Source organism: Pseudonocardia parietis, from assembly GCF_017876315.1.
Taxonomy (GTDB): Bacteria; Actinomycetota; Actinomycetes; order Mycobacteriales; family Pseudonocardiaceae; genus Pseudonocardia; species Pseudonocardia parietis.
On the sequence record NZ_JAGINU010000001.1, the window covers coordinates 6,197,881 to 6,215,117 of the forward strand.

At 74.9% G+C, this 17,237-nt stretch carries 12 protein-coding genes; 7 read left to right on the forward strand and 5 right to left on the reverse strand.

Annotated features, from left to right (window positions below; translation table 11 throughout):
* Positions 1–93 precede the first annotated feature (93 nt).
* Positions 94–330, forward strand: a complete 237-nt coding sequence (locus tag JOF36_RS29035; RefSeq protein WP_210033214.1) for an Lrp/AsnC family transcriptional regulator — start codon at positions 94–96, stop codon at positions 328–330.
* A gap of 30 nt (positions 331–360) precedes the next feature.
* Positions 361–867, forward strand: coding sequence for a DUF3515 domain-containing protein (locus JOF36_RS29040; RefSeq protein WP_210033215.1), 507 nt, complete (start codon positions 361–363; stop codon positions 865–867).
* 3 nt (positions 868–870) lie between these two features.
* On the opposite strand, the gene JOF36_RS29045 is transcribed toward JOF36_RS29040, so the two are convergent.
* Both JOF36_RS29045 and pdxR read right to left on the reverse strand, forming a co-directional pair.
* Positions 871–1,941: a D-alanine--D-alanine ligase family protein gene (locus tag JOF36_RS29045; protein WP_210033216.1), complete on the reverse strand. Its 1,071-nt coding sequence runs from the start codon at positions 1,939–1,941 to the stop codon at positions 871–873.
* A 51-nt stretch (positions 1,942–1,992) separates the two neighbouring features.
* Entirely contained in the window at positions 1,993–3,357 is a 1,365-nt protein-coding gene (gene pdxR / locus JOF36_RS29050) for a MocR-like pyridoxine biosynthesis transcription factor PdxR (protein ID WP_210033217.1), read from the reverse strand.
* 37 nt (positions 3,358–3,394) lie between these two features.
* Here pdxR and JOF36_RS29055 point away from each other — a divergent pair, with 37 nt between their 5' ends.
* From JOF36_RS29055 to JOF36_RS29075, 5 genes are all read left to right on the forward strand, one after another.
* Positions 3,395–4,057, forward strand: a complete 663-nt coding sequence (locus tag JOF36_RS29055) for a pyridoxamine 5'-phosphate oxidase family protein (protein WP_210033218.1) — start codon at positions 3,395–3,397, stop codon at positions 4,055–4,057.
* 124 nt (positions 4,058–4,181) lie between these two features.
* Positions 4,182–5,204: a mechanosensitive ion channel family protein gene (locus JOF36_RS29060; RefSeq protein ID WP_210033219.1), complete on the forward strand. Its 1,023-nt coding sequence runs from the start codon at positions 4,182–4,184 to the stop codon at positions 5,202–5,204.
* A gap of 27 nt (positions 5,205–5,231) precedes the next feature.
* Entirely contained in the window at positions 5,232–5,615 is a 384-nt protein-coding gene (locus JOF36_RS29065; RefSeq protein ID WP_210033220.1) for a globin, read from the forward strand.
* Between the two features lie 185 nt (positions 5,616–5,800).
* On the forward strand, positions 5,801–7,456 hold the full coding sequence (locus JOF36_RS40390) for a DivIVA domain-containing protein (protein WP_210033222.1): 1,656 nt from the start codon (positions 5,801–5,803) through the stop codon (positions 7,454–7,456).
* Positions 7,457–8,032: 576 nt separating this feature from the next.
* Complete coding sequence (locus JOF36_RS29075; RefSeq protein WP_210033224.1) at positions 8,033–11,224, forward strand: hypothetical protein; 3,192 nt, start codon at positions 8,033–8,035, stop codon at positions 11,222–11,224.
* Here JOF36_RS29075 and JOF36_RS29080 read toward each other — a convergent pair whose 3' ends face one another.
* The 3 genes from JOF36_RS29080 to JOF36_RS29090 all read right to left on the reverse strand — a co-directional run bounded on the left by JOF36_RS29080 (position 11,225) and on the right by JOF36_RS29090 (position 17,205).
* Positions 11,225–11,875, reverse strand: a complete 651-nt coding sequence (locus JOF36_RS29080) for a DUF8185 domain-containing protein (RefSeq protein WP_307862650.1) — start codon at positions 11,873–11,875, stop codon at positions 11,225–11,227. It lies immediately after the preceding gene.
* Positions 11,872–12,279 carry an acyl-CoA thioesterase gene (locus tag JOF36_RS29085; protein ID WP_245351022.1) on the reverse strand — a complete coding sequence of 136 codons (408 nt, stop codon included), beginning with the start codon at positions 12,277–12,279 and terminating at the stop codon, positions 11,872–11,874. The genes JOF36_RS29080 and JOF36_RS29085 overlap by 4 nt, the downstream gene beginning before the upstream one ends.
* Before the next feature lie 108 nt (positions 12,280–12,387).
* Positions 12,388–17,205, reverse strand: coding sequence for an NAD-glutamate dehydrogenase (locus JOF36_RS29090; RefSeq protein WP_307862651.1), 4,818 nt, complete (start codon positions 17,203–17,205; stop codon positions 12,388–12,390).
* Between the last annotated feature and the right edge of the window lie 32 nt (positions 17,206–17,237).

Here is a 17,237-nt window from a genome sequence, read left to right on the forward strand (position 1 = left end):
GGGACACGGGGGCTGCCTCCGGTAGGTTCGGCGTCCGACATTCCTGCCGCCAACCATCCTCCCGGGGCGGCACGTACCGGAAAGGGGCACGCCGTGGTCCAGGCATACATCCTCGTCCAGACGGAGGTCGGCAAGGCCGCCTCCGTCGCCACCGAGATCGGGGCACTGCCGGGGGTCGTCTCGGCCGAGGACGTCACCGGGCCGTACGACGTGATCGTGCGCGCCGAGGCGGACGACGTCGACGAGCTCGGCCGGCTGGTGGTGGCCCGGGTGCAGAGCGTCAACGGGATCACCCGGACGCTGACCTGCCCCGTCGTCAAGCTGGGCTGAGACGCGCTCGTGGCCGGAACAGGGAGGCGGGTGTCGCCGCCGGTCGCGCTGGCGGTCGGGCTGCCCCTGCTCCTCGCACTCGTCGTGGCCGGGCTGGGGATCTACGGCCGGGCCACGACCGGGCCGGAGACCGGCCCCCTCGCACTCCCCGCGCAGGCCGCGCCGCAGGCGTCGGGCCCCGAGTGCGACGCCGTGCTGGGCGCGTTGCCTGCCCAGCTGCCGGGTGCCACCGGGCCGCTGGACCCCCGGGAGCTGGACCCGGCCGTGCCGGGCGCGCGGGCCTGGGTCGCCGAGCCGGAGCCGGTGGTGCTCCGCTGTGGCACCGAGCGGCCCGCGGAGCTGGTCCCCACCGCCTCGCTGATCGTGGTGAACGGGGTGAGCTGGCTGCCGCTCACCACGCCCGAGGGCGCGCTCTCCACCACCTACGCCGCCGTCGACCGCGGCGTGTACCTGGAGCTCGCCGCGCCGGCCGAGACCGGCCCCGGGCCGCTGCAGGCCGTCTCCGACGTGATCACCGAGGCGCTGCCGCGCCCGTGAGCGTCAGCGCAGTCCGGTCCCCCGGGCGAGCGCCGTCTCGACCAGCGTGGTCAGCAGCTCGGAGTAGTCCAGCCCGGTCACCGCCCACATCTTGGGGAACGCCGAGCTCGGGGTGAAGCCGGGCATCGTGTTGACCTCGTTCACCGTGACGTGGCCGTCGTCGGTGACGAAGAAGTCGACGCGGGCCAGGCCCTGCACGTCCAGCGCGCGGAACGCGGTGATCGCCTTCCAGCGCACCGAGTCGGTGATCTCGTCGTCCAGCTTGGCCGGGATCTCCAGCTCGGAGACGTCGAGGTACTTGGACTCGAAGTCGTAGAACTCGCCCGAGTAGCGCAGCTCGGCGGGGAGGCTGGCGCGGACGCTGCCGTCCGGGAACTCCAGCACCGCGCACTCGACCTCGCGGCCCGGCACGGCCGCCTCGACAAGCACCTTGGGGTCGTGCTCGCGGGCGTGGGCGATCGCGGCGTCCAGCGCGGCCGGGTCGGTCACCCGGGTCACGCCCATCGACGACCCGGCGCGGGCCGGCTTGACGAACAGCGGCAGGCCGAGCCGGTCCCGGTCGGCGAACCCGATCTCGGTACGCGGCCGGAGCACGACGCCGTCGGCCACGTTCAGGCCCTCGGCGCGCAGCAGCTTCTTGGCGAACTCCTTGTCCATCCCGACCGCGGACGCCAGCACCCCGGCGCCGACGTAGGGGACGCCCGCCATCTCCAGCAGCCCCTGGATGGTGCCGTCCTCGCCGAACGCGCCGTGCAGGATCGGGAAGGCGACGTCGACCTGCCCGAGCGCCTCACCGGCGTCGAGGCGCACCAGGCCCCGGCCCGGTTCCCCGGGCAGGACGAGCGCGTCGGCGGCCCCGTCGACCTCGGGGAGGTCGCGGCCGGAGATCGTGAGCCGCTGCGGGTCGGACGGGCCGACCACCCACGCGCCGGCGCGGGAGATCCCGACCGGGATCACCTCGAACCGCTCCGGGTCGAGGTGGTTCAGCACGCTGCCTGCGGAGACGCACGAGATCGCGTGCTCGGAACTGCGACCGCCGAAGACGACGGCCACCCTCACCCGGTCGGAACTCATGGGCCCCGAGAGTAGGCCTCGCCGCGCGGCCCCCTCATAGCCGGGGAGCGATCACCCACGGGTCAGCAGCGCCAGTGCCGCGCGCAGGTCCGCGCGTGAGCCCGCGGCGTATCCCACGACCAGGCCGGAGATCCGGGGGTCGCCGTCGTGGTGCTCCGCGAGCCCGTCCACGTCGACGCCGCGCTCCCGGGCCGCGGCGAGCACCGCCCGCTCGGGGACCGGCTCGCCGGCCACCCGCGGGCGCAGCACCAGGTGGGCTCCGGCCGGGTCGCCGTGCGCGCACCACCCGGCGCGGCCGGCCGCGGCGAGCACCAGGTCGCGGCGCTCGCGCAGCTCCCGGCGCAGGCGTCGCAGGTGGCGGGACAGGTCGCCGCCCGCGGCCAGCGCGGCGAACACCCGCTGCCCGGCGGGCGACGGCCGTGTGCCGGTCCGCGAGCGCAGGTCCCGCCACGCCGCGAGCAGCGACGGCGGCGCGACCGCCCACCCCACCCCCAGCGTCGGGCTCACGATCTTGCTGGCGGTGCCGAGGTGCACGACGTGCTCCGGGGCGAGCGCGGCGAGCAGCGGCAGCGGCGCGACGTCGTAGCGGAGCTCGCCGTCGTAGTCGTCCTCGATCACCAGCAGGTCCTCCTCGCGCGCCCGCTCGAGCAGGGCGACCCGGCGGGTGGCGGCCATCCGGACCGCGGTGGGGAACTGGTGGGCCGGGGTGGTGTAGACGGCGGCGCAGCCGGCCGGGATCGCCTCGACGACCAGGCCGTCGTCGTCGACCGGGACGGCGACGATGCGCAGGCCGGCGGCGCGCAGCGCGCTGACCGCGCGCCGGTAGCCGGGCTCCTCCACGGCCACCGTGGCCCCGGCGGGCAGCAGCCGGGCCAGCTCGGCGACCGCGGCCGAGGTACCCGCCGTGGTGAGGACGTCGGCCGGCGCCAGCCCGCGGTGCCGCAGCAGGTGCTCGACGACGGCGGTGTGGAACTCCGGCAGGCCGTCCGGCCGGGGCGCGTCGTCGGGTTCCGGCTCGGCGGCGGCCCGCCAGGCCCGCCGCCACATCGCCCGGTCCAGCGCCGCGATGCACGGCCGCCCCGGCCGGAGCGAGTACTCGATCCCGCCGCCCGCGCGGGGCACCTCGGTGCGCGCGACCGGTCGCCGGGCGGTCGTGGGCCGGATCCCGGCGGGGACGGCGGTCACGTAGGTGCCCGCGCCGACGCGTCCCTCGACCCATCCCTCGGCGAGCAGCTGGTCGTAGGCGGCCGCCGTGACCGTGCGGCTGAGCCCGAGCGTCGTGGCCAGGGCCCTGGTCGAGGGCAGCCGGTCACCGGGGCGCAGCGCGCGGCCGGCCGCGGCGTCCCGCAGGCCGTCCGCGACCTGCACGGCGAGCGGCACACCCGACGCCCGGTCGAGCACGATCGGCAGATCCATCGGCCTTCTCGATTCCCGTGGAATTGGCCGTTCCAGGATGCCACCCGACCGCACATCCTCTTCAAGTGTGACGCTCTCCCCCAGCACCAGGACCACGCTCGGCCGCAAGCGCGACCGGGCGGCGACCGACCGCGCCGAGCTGCACGCCGTCCTCGACGAAGGCCTGGTCTGCCACCTCGGCTTCGTCCGCGACGGCGCACCGGTGGTGCTCCCCACCGCGTACGGCCGCGACGGCGACACCCTCTACCTGCACGGATCCACCGGTGCCCGCTATCTCACCGGCGACGAGCTCCCGTGCTGCGTGACGGTCACCCACCTCGACGGGATCGTGCACGCCCGGGCCGTCATGCACTTCTCGATGAACTACCGCAGCGCCGTGGTGCACGGCGTCGCGCGGAGGGTCACCGATCCGGACGAGCGGTGGCACGCTCTGCGCACCGTGGTCGAACACCTCACCCCGGGCGCCTGGGACCACGCCCGCCGCCCGGACCCCCGGGAGCTCGCCGCCACCGCCGTGTTCTCCCTCGACCTCGCCGAGGCGAGCGTGAAGCGCCGCTGCGGCCCGCCGTCGGACGACGACGCCGACGTCGCCGCCGATCTCGCCTGGGCCGGCGTGGTGCCGGTCCGCACCGTGTCCGGCACCCCGGAGCGAGCCCCTGACCTGCCCGAACACCACGCTCTCCCGCCGCACCTGGGGTGATCGGTCACCGGAACGGGTGACGTAGTCTCGGGCACGTCCCGGCCGCGGCGCCACTCCCCGCGCCCACCGGCCCGCCCGACCGCTCTCACGCCGAGAACGCAGCCCTCACCCCCGAGGAGGACGCGTGACGATCATCCCGCCTGCGCCCGTCGAGACCTTGACCCTGATGCCCCACTGCGTCCAGGACGGCGGCTCCTGGTGCGCGACGCTCTACACCTGGACCAACAACAACTTCCTGGCCCAGCACGCCGACATGATCGTCGGTAAGACGATCTCGATCACGATCGTCGTCGTGATCGCCATCGTGTTCCGGTGGCTGGCGCACCGCGCGATCGCGCGCATGGTCGACGGCGCCACCAACGGCCGGTTCACCGCCTTCATCGGGCGCGCCCGCAGGCTGCGCCGGATCGACGACGGAGCCGGCGGGGCGGGCAACGCACCGGCCTCCCAGCGCCGCATGCAGCGTGCCCGGACCATCGGCTCCGTGCTGCGCTCGGTCGTCTCCCTGGTCGTGCTGCTCGTCGCGGTGATGATGGTGATGAACGAGCTGGGCTACCCGCTCGGCCCGCTGCTGGCCGGTGCGGGCGTGCTCGGCCTGGCCGTCGGTTTCGGCGCCCAGAACCTGGTGCGCGACTTCCTGTCGGGCATGTTCATGCTGCTCGAGGACCAGTACGGCGTCGGCGACATCGTCGACCTGGGCGAGGCCATCGGAACGGTGGAGTCGGTCGGCCTGCGGATCACCACGGTCCGCGACCTCCAGGGCACCGTCTGGTACGTCCGCAACGGCGAGATCCTGCGGGTGGGCAACATGAGCCAGGGGTATGCCGTGGCCGTCGTCGACCTGCCGATCGCGCACAGCGCGGACGTCGAGGAGGCCACCGAGCTCGCCGGGACGACCGCCGCCGAGCGGGCCGCGCAGGACGACATCGCCGGTGACGTCCTGGAGCCTCCGGAGGTTCTCGGCGCCGACAAGGTCGGCCCGGCCGGGGTGACGCTGCGGCTGACCGTGCGGGTCAAGCCGGGGCGGCAGTGGGCGGTGCAGCGCGCACTCAACGGCGCGATCAGCGACGCGTTCGACGATCACGGCGTCCCCCGGCCGATGCTGTTCCCCGGTGCCCTGGACGGGCAGTACCAGAAGCAGAACTGATCCACCCGGAGCTGAGAGACTGACGACGTGAGTGCACCGCAGAACTTCTACGCCGAGGTGGGCGGCGCGCCGGTCTTCCGGCGGATCGTCCACCGCTTCTACGAGGAGGTCGCGCGCGACGAGGTGCTGCGACCGCTGTATCCCGAGGAGGACCTCGGCCCGGCCGAGGACCGGCTGCGGATGTTCCTCGAGCAGTACTGGGGCGGCCCGCGCACCTACTCCGAGCAGCGCGGACACCCGCGGCTGCGGATGCGGCACGTCCCGTTCAAGGTCGGGCCGATCGAGCGGGACGCCTGGCTGCGCTGCATGCGGATCGCGGTCGACGAGGAGAACCTCGCGCCCGAACACCACGAGCAGCTGTGGAACTACCTGCAGTACGCGGCGGTGAGCATGCAGAACTCGGAGTTCTGATCCGGGTACCTCTATAGTTACGCTCCGTTGTCACCTGATCGGCCAGTTGGCGTCCGATCGGGTGGCATTCGGCGCCAACTCGGCTATACGCGGCTACAAACGTGACCGAACGCGTCCGGGCTCGTTGAACCGGACGCTGCCCCGGCACCTCGGGCGGCCAGGAGTCACCCGTCTGGGAGTTCATCGTGAGCGCACTGCCGTCGCCGTCCGGATCCGGTCCGCAGCGTCCCGACCCGGCACACGGGTCGTCGCGGCACTCGCACCGGGCCACGGAATCGGAGACCGCGGAGCACGGCGACCCCGGTGACGGGTCGTGGTTCACCGTGGTGCTCCGTGGCTACGACCGCAGCCAGGTCGACACCCGGCTGGCGGACCTCGACCACCGGATCCACGAGGAGATCCGGCGCGCCGAGACCGCCGAGCGAGCACTGTCCGACGCCCGGGCGCAGGTACGCCGCCTGCAGGAGCAGGTGACGGCGGTGCCGTCCGACCGGCGCGCCGAGGAGGCCGGGTTCGGCCGCCGGGTGGAACGCGTGCTGCAGGCCGCCGAGCAGGAGGCCGCCGAGCTGCGCGACCGCGCGACCGCCGAGGCCGACGAGATCGTGTCCCGGGCCCGCCAGGAGGCCGACGACCGGCGCACCCGCACCGAGGAGGCACTGCTCGGACGGGCCTCCACCCTGGACCGCGAGTTCACCTCGCGGGGCGCCGCGCTGGACGAGCGCGACCGGGACGCGGGACGCCGCGAGCAGGACCTCGACCGCCGGGAGGACGCGGTCGCCGAGCAGGAGCGCACCGCCGAGGAGCAGGTCGGCTCGGCCCGCGCACAGGCCGACCGGATCCTCGAGTCCGCCCGCGCCGACGCCGACGACATCCTCGCCGCCGCCCGGGACGAGGCCGCGACCGTGCTGCACGACGCCGAGCGTGACGCCGACGAGCGGCGCACCGGGGTGACCCGGGACGTCGAGCGGCTGGCCACGCTGCGCGACGAGGTCCGCGGCGAGCTGACCCGGGTTCGCGAGACGCTCTCCGCCGAGCTGGACCAGGAGCCGGTCGCGTCCACTCTCGACGACACCCTGTTCGGTTCCACCTCCGCCGGCCTCACCTCCACCGGCCTCACCTCCACCGGCCTCACCTCCACCGGCCTCACCTCCACCGGCCTCACCTCCACCGGCCTCACCTCCACCGGCCTCACCTCCGCCGGCACTGCCTCCGCCGGCACCGTCTCCACCGGGACCTCCGCTACCGGCACCGGCACCGATACCACCGACACCGACACCGGCACGTCCGCCGGTTCCTCCATGGCGTCGATCTCGTCGCTGGACGCGTCCCGCGGTTCGACGGGCACGACGTTCGTCTGGTCGTCGGGTACCGGTACCGACAGCACCGGCCGGTCGGGGGACGCCGACGGGTCCGGACCGGACTCCGACGACGACACCCCGTCACCCGCCGCCCGGGCCGAGCCCGAGCCTGAGGCCGACGGCGACAGTGCCAGCGAGGCCGGCGAGGGCAGTCGGACCGGCGAGGGCAGTGAGGCCGGTGAGGTCGGCGAGGCCGGCGAGGCCGGTGAGGTCGGCGACGCCGTGGCCGAGCAGGAGACCGCCACCGGCACCCTGCTCCTCGGTCCGGGCCGTCGTCCCGGCACCGAGCGCGACGACGACCTGGACAGCACGACGATCGGCCAGATCCCGCCGATCTCGCTGACCTCGATCGGGGTACTCCCCTTCGGGGAGCTCGGTGCAGGCCGTGACAACGCCCGGACCAGGACGGACGGCTCGAACGGCGCGTCCCGGCCGCACCGTGGACCGACCCGGGGTCAGGGCCCCGGGCGCCGCTCGCGATAATCGGATCGTTATGTGCACCCGATCGTCACAGCACGGATGACGTCGGCGCCCGGACACCCGGGCCGCGACGACGCAGCGGAACCGGACCCGGACGGGCTCGGCGAAGCGATCAGGACCGGCCGCGTCCCTGTGGTCCCCGGATCGCTGGTCGACCTGGTCATGCGGTCGGGCTCCGAGAGCAGCCCAGACCTTGGCACCGGCGAACAGCCGACCGCCGCGGGCGACCCATCGCCTGCCGCCGGCGACCCGTCGGCTGCTGCCGGCGACCCGTCGGCTGCCGCGGGCGAGCCCCCGGGTCCGCCGGGCGATGCCGCGGGCCCGCCGGGCGATGCCGCGGGGCCGCCCGGCGCGCCAGGGGCCGCCCGAACGAGCACGTCCGGCGCGCCTCGGGCCACCCGAACGGGCACGTCCGGCGCGCCCGGGGCGACCCGAACGGGCACGTCCGGCTGGCGCGGGGTCGCCCGAACGGGCACGTCCGACTGGCGCGGAGGGGCCGATGCCTCGCCCGGCGGCTCCCCACCGGGCGGCGCGGCCGTCTCCGGCGACCGCTCCGGTCCGGCCACCCCCTCCCGCGCGGTGCCCGCCGGGTTCGGCGCCCCGGGCACGACCGGCACGACGCCCACCGGTACCGCGGCTGCCGGATCCCGGCCGGCCTCCACCGAGCACCCGCCGACCCCGAACAGGGCCACCGGAAGCGGTGCCACCGGAATCGACGGCGGCGGCTCCTCCCGGAGCGATCTCGCCGGCGCCCTCGGCAGCAGCTCCACCGGAAGCGGTCCCACCGGCTCCTCCCCCGGCAGCAGCTCCTCCGGGAGCGGTCCCACCGGCTCCTCCCTCGGCGGCAGCTCCACCGGGAGCGGTTTCGCCGACCTGGTCCGCGACAGCGGAACCGCGCGGCCCCGCCCGACCGGCTCCGGTCCGGGCGCCCCGACCGCCCCTTCCTCCGGCGACCACCCGAGAACTCCGGCACGTGCCACTCCGGCCGCCGGACCCGACGGATCCACAGAGGACGTTCCCGACGCCACCGGGTTCGGTCTCGGCGACGACTCCTACGCCGACCTCGGCGACCTCGGCGACGACCCGCTGGGCGTCGGACCGCTGCCCGCCGACGACTCCGACGACCCGCTGCACACCCCGGAGGACCGGTTCGCACCGCCGCCGTCGTTCGCGCCGGAGCCGTCCGGCGAGTCCACCGCCACCCCCGCCACCGGCCGCCAGCGGATGGGCGGACGGGTCGGCACGGACGGAGTACCGGTGACCGAGCCCGCACCCACCGTGGTGCCCCCGATCTCGCCCCCGCCGCGGCCGATCGACGAGACCACCGACGACACCACCGACGCGAGTCGCCCGGCCGCCACGACCGGTGGCTCCGACGTGCCTGCTGCTTCCGACGTGACGTCGACGGCGGCCCGGGACGGCCGGGAGGCGGAGTCGGCCGGTGACCCGGCGGCGTCGAAGCAGTGGCCCCCGCGCCCGTCGCGATCCACCTCCGACGGCCCGGAGACGGTCATCCTTCCGCCTCGCGCGTTCCTCGGGCACTACCCGGCTGCGTCGGCAGAGTCCACCTCCCGCCCGGCCGACCCCGAGCCCCGGCCGGACACCCCGGCGTCCGGGACCCGGCCGCCGATGCCCGGTCGCCGGCGTCCGGCTCCCGCCGGTCCGGAACATGCACCGCCACCGCGACCCGCGATGGGCGGCTCGGCGACGGCCGGGCTGTCCGGTAACGACCTGTTCGCGGCGCCGTCCGGGCCCGGTGCCGGTCGTGGCTTCGGCGAGCTGCCGGGCCGCGGCGCCGACACCTGGTCCCCCGCCCGCCGCGACGACCCCACCGGGGCGGACGACGCCGACCCCGAGGGCACCCCTGCCCCGGGCACCCCGGCCCCCGGCACCGCTGCGGTACGCACCGGGTCCGCTCCGGCGGAGCCCCACGGTTCGCCCGCGATCGGCCCGCGTGCCGACCGCGGACTGGCCCCCCGCTCGGCCGAAGACCGTGCCGGGAGCTCCGCAGCAGCTACAGCTGGTGCGGAGCGGTCGCCGGCATCGTCGGACGGGGACCGCGCCGGCCACTCCGGTGCCGTGCCCCGGCCGGCCGGGGATCCGTCCGACCGGTCCGGCGAGGCGACCACGGTGTTCGCGGCCCACGGCGGATCGCCGGGGGCCGGCACCGGATCCCATCCGGTTCCGGCTGCGCGCCCGCCCGGGTCCACGGGAGCGTTCCGCTCCACCGGGGCACCGGCCGACGGCTCCTCGTGGGGCCCGCCGGGCGACCGCGGCCCCGCCGGGGCCCCGCGGGGACCGGGCGCGCCAGGGGATCGGTCTCAGCAACCGCCGGCCTCCGCGGGCCGTACCCCGACGGCAGGCGAAACGACCGTGACGCTGTCCGCCGTCGGCACCGACGGCCGGCCCCGGCCCGGCGGCACCGCACCGTCCGGCCGGAACACCGGCGAGGGCACGACTCCGGTCGCACCCGACCGGGCCGCAGGCGATCCGGGTACCCGCAACGCCGCCGCGGCGGCGTCCGTGGGTGCCGTCTCGGTGGCTGCGGCCCGCTCCGCGTCCGGCAGGGACGGCGGCACGGACGGCACCGGCCCGGGCACCACGGGCGAACCGGGTGCGGGCGACGGGGCCGCGGCGAAGCCGATCCACCCGCGCCGCGAGGCCATCATGTCGGCGAAGCCACGCAACGGCCGCCGCGGTGTCTCACCGGCCGGTCTCGCCATCGCACTGGCGATCCTGCTGCTCGGCACGCTGACGCTGTGGGCGATGTTCTCGCCCACCCCGCAGAACGACGGCGCGCCCGCGAACGGGCCGGCCGCGGCGGGCGAGGCCGGACCGGGCTTCGGGGCGCGACCCGCCGCCGCGCAGGCGGGGGCCAGCCTCCCGCAGCCGACGGTGCGCGCGACCGTCCCGGCCGGGGACTCCCCGGTCGCGGTCGCCGCGTCCACCGGCGGTGCGGTGCTCGTCGCGGTGCGCGACGCGAACCGGCTGCTGGTCGTCGACGGCGCCACCGACGCCGTCACCTCGGAGATCCCGCTCCCGGCGGCGCCGCAGGGCGTCACCACCTCACCCGACGGCACCCGGGCGTTCGTCAGCATGTCCGACGGCACCGGTGGACAGGTCGCCGTCGTCGACGTCCCCGGCGGGACGCTCGTCTCCACGGTCCCGGTCACCGCCGACCCGGCCGGTGCGGTCAGCTCGGCGGACGGACGGTTCCTCTACCTGCCGTCGCGGGCCGAGGGCGTCGTCGACGAGCTCGACCCCTACGCCGGGGTCGTCACCCGCTCCGTCCCGGTCTCCCGCGACCCGTACGCGGCCGCAACGAACGAGGCCGCCGACCGCGTCTACCTCGCCACCCGCGGCGCGGACCAGCTGACCGTGCTGGACCCGAACACCCTCACCGTGCTCGGCAGCTTCCCGGTCGCCGGTGGCGCGGAGACCGTCGCGGTCACCCCCGTCGCCGTCCCGGAGACGCTGGTCGCCGTGGCCGGACCGGACTCCGGCACGATCACCGTGCTGAACCCGGCCGACGGGCGCGAGGTCGCCACCGTCGAGGCCGCCGGCGGACCGACCGGGCTGGCGTTCGCCGCCGACGGCCGCCACCTCTACGTCACCACCGACCAGGGCCTGCAGACCGTCGACACCGGCAGCTGGGAAGTGACCGGCACGACCGACGTCGCACCGGATCCGACCGCCGTCACCGTCTCCCCCGACGGCCGCACCGGCTGGGTCGCCGGCGACGGCGAGGTCAGCGTCCTGAACCTGACCTGATCAACCGGTCACGGTGAGCGGCAGCGACACCACCCGGCGGCGCACCACCGCGCCGTAGCGGGCGTCCAGACGCATCCACGAGCCCGACGCGGACACCCGTACCCGGGGGCCGCCGGGCCCGTCCGGGGACGGCCCGGACCCGAGGAACCCCATCCCGGACATCGCGAACAGCACGCGCATCGGCACCCGCACCGGCCGTCCGGACTCCGGCGGTGACACCGTCAGCACGGTCTGGTCCAACAGCGACGCGGGCGGCCCCATCGGCCCGGCGTGCTCCCGGGCCAGCGCGAGACCCCGGTCGGCGAGCGCGTCCAGCTCGCCGGCGGGCACCTCGTCGACCCGGTCCCAGCCACCGGAGGGCGGCAGCTCCTCCAGCCACGGTGCCGCCGGCCCCGGATCGATCGCCTCGGCACGCTCCACCGCCAGCGCGGTGAGCAACGACGACGCGTGTGCCGTGACCGCGGTGCCGCCGTCGAGCGATCCCGCGACGGACCGGGTGACCAGCACGTCGAACGGGGTGCGTGCCCATGCCGTCACCCGATCGCCCGCCGAGGTCAGCCGGACCGCGGCGGACTCGTCGAGCCGCACCACCCGCGCGGTGAACGCGCCCAGGTCGTCCCGCTCGGTCGAGTCCGCGAGCCGGAGGATCACGACGTCTCCCCCAGGTATCGCTTCAGGTAGTCCCGTTCGCCGCCGGTGAGTCGCCGCACGCGTTGCTCCTCGAGGTCGTAGAGCGCCATCTTCGTCCAGGCGGTCACCGCCACCGCGTCGTCCGCGCCGGAACCGTCGCGCAGCACGTAGTCCAGGGTGAACGATGCCGCCCGCAGGTCCCGCACGGTGATCTCCACCCGCATCGGCTCCGCGCGCCACGGAAGCTGCCGCTTGTACTCCACGTGCAGCCCGGCCACCAGCAGGCCGGAGGCGAACCCGGTGAGCCCCTCCTGCCCGGCGCCGGTGAAGGCCAGCGCGACGCGGGCCTCCTCGATCAGGGTGACGATCCGGGCGTGGTTCACGTGCCGGTAGGCGTCCTGGTCGGTCCAGCGCAACGGGACCATGCTGACGAACGGTCCGGAGATGGATGGCCCAGTGGCGGATGGCTCAGTGGCGGGTGGCTCAGTGGCGGATGCGGACATGCCCGACATGATCCCGAGTGTCCCCGACGACTACCGGGCCAGCCCACGCAGCTGGCGTGAGATCACCGAGAGCGTGGCCAGGTTCAGCGACGCCGATCCACCGATCTCCTCCAGCGCGGCGCGTGCCCGGGCCAGCTTCGACGCGTTCGCCTGCTCCCAGGCCGCGATCGCCTCATCGACACCGGTGCCGGGCGGGGTCTCCCGCAACGCGTCGAGGGTGATCGACCGCAGCGAGCCGTACAGGTCGTCGCGCAGCGCGAGCCGGGCCAGCGCGTGCCACCGGTCGCCGCGGTCGAGCCGGCTGACCGCCGTCAACGCCTCGTCGATGCCGAGATGCTCGGACAGCGTGTAGTACAGCCGGGCCACCTCGGTCGCCGGGCGCGGCTCCTTCTCCCGGTCGGACAGCTCGACGAGCTCGACGACGTCGAGCAGGCCGTAGGCGTACAGCGAGAGCGCGATCGGCTCGACCAGGTCCTCCGGTACCCCGGAGTCCCGCAGGCCCGCCGCCCGTTCCCGGACCGCGCCGAGCTCGCGGCCCTGCAGCAGCTCGGGCAGCTGCTCCCGCAGCTGCGCGACGGGCTCGGCGAACCGGCTGATCTCCGCACCGACGGCCAGCGGCTGCGGCCGGTTGGTGAGGAACCACCGCGTGACCCGGTCGAGCAGGCGGCGGGACTCGAGCACGACGGCGTCGGCCACGGCCACCGGCGCGTCCGCGGTGCGTACCGCCTCCCACAGCGCGGGCAGCCCGAACACCCGGGTGGTGACCGCGTAGGCCCGCACGGCGTCGCCGGGGTCGGCGGCGAGCTCCTCGCCGAGCCGGAACGCGTAGCTGATCCCGGCCCCGTCGATCATCTCGTTGACCAGGCGGGTTCCGATGATCTCCCGGCGCAGCGGGTGGCTGCGGACGGCATGGCCGAAGCGTTCGCGCAGCGGGGCCGGGAAGTAACCCGGCAGCGTCGGCTCGAACGCCGGTCGGTCGGGCAGGTCGGTCTCCAGCAGCCGGTCGGTCAGGTCGAGCTTGGTGTGCGCGAGCAGCGTCGCCAGCTCGGGACCGGTCAGCCCGATCCCGTCGGCGGCGAGCTCGTCGAACCCGGCCGCCGACGGCAGCACCTCGAGCTCACGGTTCAGCCCGGCGCGTTCGACGAGGTCGGTGACCATCCGGCCGTGCACCGCCACCATGCCCGCGGCGTGGGCCCGGGCGACACCGAGCACCGCGTTCTGCGCGACGTTGTCGGCGAGCACGAGCTCCGCGACGTCGTCGGTCATCGACGCGAGCAGCTCGTTGCGGGCCGGCCGGTCCAGGGTTCCCTCGGCGACCGGGCGGTCGAGCAGGACCTTGATGTTGACCTCGTGGTCGGAGCAGTCGACCCCGGCCGAGTTGTCGATCGCATCGGTGTTGATCCGACCGGGCTCGCCGTCACGCCCGCCGGAGCGGGCGAACTCGATCCGGCCGCGCTGGGTCAGGCCGAGGTTGCCGCCCTCCCCCACGACCCGGACCCGCAGGTCGCGCCCGTTCACCCGGATCGCGTCGTTCGCCTTGTCACCGACCTCGGCGTGGGTCTCGGTCGAGGCCTTCGCATAGGTACCGATGCCGCCGTTCCACAGCAGGTCGGCCGGCGCCTGCAGGATCGCGTGGATCAGCTCGGGCGGCGACATCCGCGTGACGCCGTCGGGCAGGCCGAGCGCGGCGCGCATCTCCGCCCCCACCGGAACCGACTTCGCGGTCCGCGGCCACACCCCGCCGCCCGCGCTGATCAGGGAGCTGTCGTAGTCCTCCCAGGTGGAGCGCGGGAGTTCGAACAGCCGGCGCCGCTCCGCGTACGAGGTCGCCGCGTCCGGGACGGGGTCGACGAACACGTGCCGGTGGTCGAACGCGGCGACCAGCCGGATGTGCTCGGACAGCAGCATCCCGTTGCCGAACACGTCACCGGACATGTCACCGATGCCGACGACGGTGAACTCCTGGCTCTGGGTGTCGATGCCGAGCTCGCCGAAGTGCCGCTTGACCGACTCCCAGGCGCCTCGGGCGGTGATGCCCATGGCCTTGTGGTCGTAGCCGACCGAGCCGCCGGAGGCGAACGCGTCGCCGAGCCAGAAGCCGTACTCCTCGGAGATCGAGTTGGCCAGGTCGGAGAACGTCGCGGTGCCCTTGTCCGCGGCGACGACCAGGTAGGAGTCGTCGCCGTCGTGCCGGACGACGCCCGGCGGCGGCAGGGTCTCGGTGCTGCCGTCGGGGTGGGTGAGCAGGTTGTCGGTGACGTCGAGCAGCCCGGAGATGAAGGTGGTGTAGCACTCGCGCACATGGCCGGGATCGGGCGAGGGCCGGCGTACGACGAAGCCGCCCTTCGCCCCGACCGGCACGATCACCGCGTTCTTCACCGCCTGCGCCTTCACCAGCCCGAGGATCTCGGTCCGGTAGTCCTGCTGGCGGTCGGAGAACCGCAGGCCCCCGCGGGCCACCGGGCCGAACCGCAGGTGCACGCCCTCGATGTGCGGCGAGTACACGAAGATCTCGAAGCGGGGACGCGGCAGCGGCATGTCCGGCACCGCCGCCGGATCCAGCTTGAACGAGAAGAACGACCGGCCCCGGAACCAGTTGGTGCGCAGGGTCGCCTCGATGACGGCGAGCAGACCGCGCAGGATGCGGTCCGCGTCCAGGCCGGAGACCTGGTCGATCAGGACGGTGACGTCCTCGAGGGCACGCTGGTGGGCATCGTCCCGCTCGGCCGCGTCGCCGTTCGCCGGGTCGAACCTGGCCCGGAACAGCGTGATCAGGCCCTGCGCGACCTGCGGGTGCGTGACGAGCACGTTCGCCGTGTACTGCAGCGTGAACAACCCGCCGAGCTGGCGGGCGTAACGGCTGTAGGCGCGCAGCACGGCCGCCTCCCGCCAGTGCAACCCGGCCCGCAGGACCAGGGCGGAGAACCGGTCGTACTCGGTGTCGCCACGCCAGGCCGCGGCGAACGCCTCCTCGAACCGGGCTCCGGCATCCTCGACGGTCACCGTCGGCACCGCCGGGCCCCCGGCCGGCTGCGGCTCACGCACCCCGAAGTCGTAGAGCCAGCAGCGGCGGCCGTCGGGCCGGGTGAACTCGAACGGGCGCTCGTCGACGACGTCGACGTCGAGCTGCTGCAGCAGCGGCAGCATCCGGGTCAGGGTGGCCGGTGTGTCGCCGAGGTAGAGGGCGAACCGGATGTCGCCGTCGACCGTGCGGTAGAGCCGCAGGTCGAACGCGTCGTCGCCGTCCTGGCCCAGCGCCATCAGGCGGCGCAGGTCCTCCACCGCACGGCTCGGTGCGACACCCGCCTTGTACGACTCGGGGACACCGGCGAGCATCGGCCGGGCCTGCGGGCCGGTGTCACCGAGCGCCGCGACCAGCAGGTCGTCCCAGCTCCGGGTGGCCTCGGTGACCTCGTCCTGCAGCGCGGGCACGTCGTAGGACACCGTCTCGGTGGACGGGTCGGTGGCGACGGTCAGGTGCAGCATGGCGAGCTCGGCGTCGCCGACCTGCGCGGTGTAGCTGACGTCGGTGCCGCCGAGCCGGGTGCGCAGGATGTCGGTGATGCGCAGGCGCGTGCCGGTCGTGTACCGGTCGCGCGGCAGGTAGACCAGGCAGGAGAGGAACCGCCGGTACGGGTCGGGATGGACGAACAGCCGGACCGCGCTCCGCGCGCTGGCCTCCAGCACGCCGACACCGGTGTCGTGCAGGCGTCGTTGCGAGGACGAGAACAGCTCCGTGCGGGGCAGCACGGAGAACACCTCGAGCATCTGCTGCCCGGAGTAGGAGTCCGCCGGGAACCCGGCGCGGCGGATCGCGCCGCGGATGCGCCGGGCGACGACCGGGATGTCCAGCACGGACTCGTGCCGGGCGGGGACGGTCAGCATGCCCAGGAAGCGGTGCTCGCCGACGACGGTGCCCTCCGCATCGCGGGTACGGACGCCCACGTAGAACGGGTGCACCGGCCGTAGTACCCGGCTGCGCTCGCTGGCCCGGGTGATGAGCAACGGCCCGGCCGGGTCCTCGGCACCGAGCTCGACCTCCTCGGGGAGGAACACGTTCGCGCCGGCGTCGCCCGGGCGCAGCACCCCCAGCCCGGTCTCGGTGTCGGGCCGCAGACGACCGTCGCGGCGCACGTAGTGCCGGTACCCGACGAACGTGAAGTGCTCGTCGACCAGCCACCGGAGGAGGTCGGCGACCTCCGCGGGGTGCACGCCATCGGTGTCGTCGGTGTCGTGGGCGGTCGCGGCGCCGGCGAGCTCGTCGGCCAGCGCGCGGGCCCGCAGGGTCATCGCGGCGGTGTCGTCGACGACCTGCCGGACGTCGGAGAGCGTCCGTTCCAGCTCGGCCCGCAGGTCGTCCGGGTCGAGCACCCCGGTGGAGGCGACGTCGAGGTGCATCCACGACTCGGCGAGCGCGTCGCCCGGTTCGCTGGGGTCCGCATCGGGGTCGACACCGCGGAGCGTGCCGGTCCCGTCGCGGTCGACGACCAGGATCGGGTGCACGACCCGGCGGACCGTCCCGCCTGCCCGCCCGACGCCCGCGAGCACCGACTCGACCAGGTAGGGCATGTCGTCGGTGACGATGTCGACGGTGATCGCCTCGCCCTGGCCGGGGGCGACGGCGACGACCGCGTGCCCGGCCTCGCGGCGCCCACCGAGCGCGAGATGCGCCTCGACCACGGCGGCCGGGCCGGGCAGCGCCGGACCGCCGGTGTCCTCGGCCTCCGGGGTGTGCCGTGCATAGAGGTGGACGAGGTTCGCGCTGGTACCGGTCGTCCGCGATCCGCTCCCCACCCGCACGTCGTCGTCGGCCGTGTCCGTCGTGTCACCCGTCGTACCGCTGCTCACGTCCCACTCCGCCCCCGCGCGTCTGCTGACGG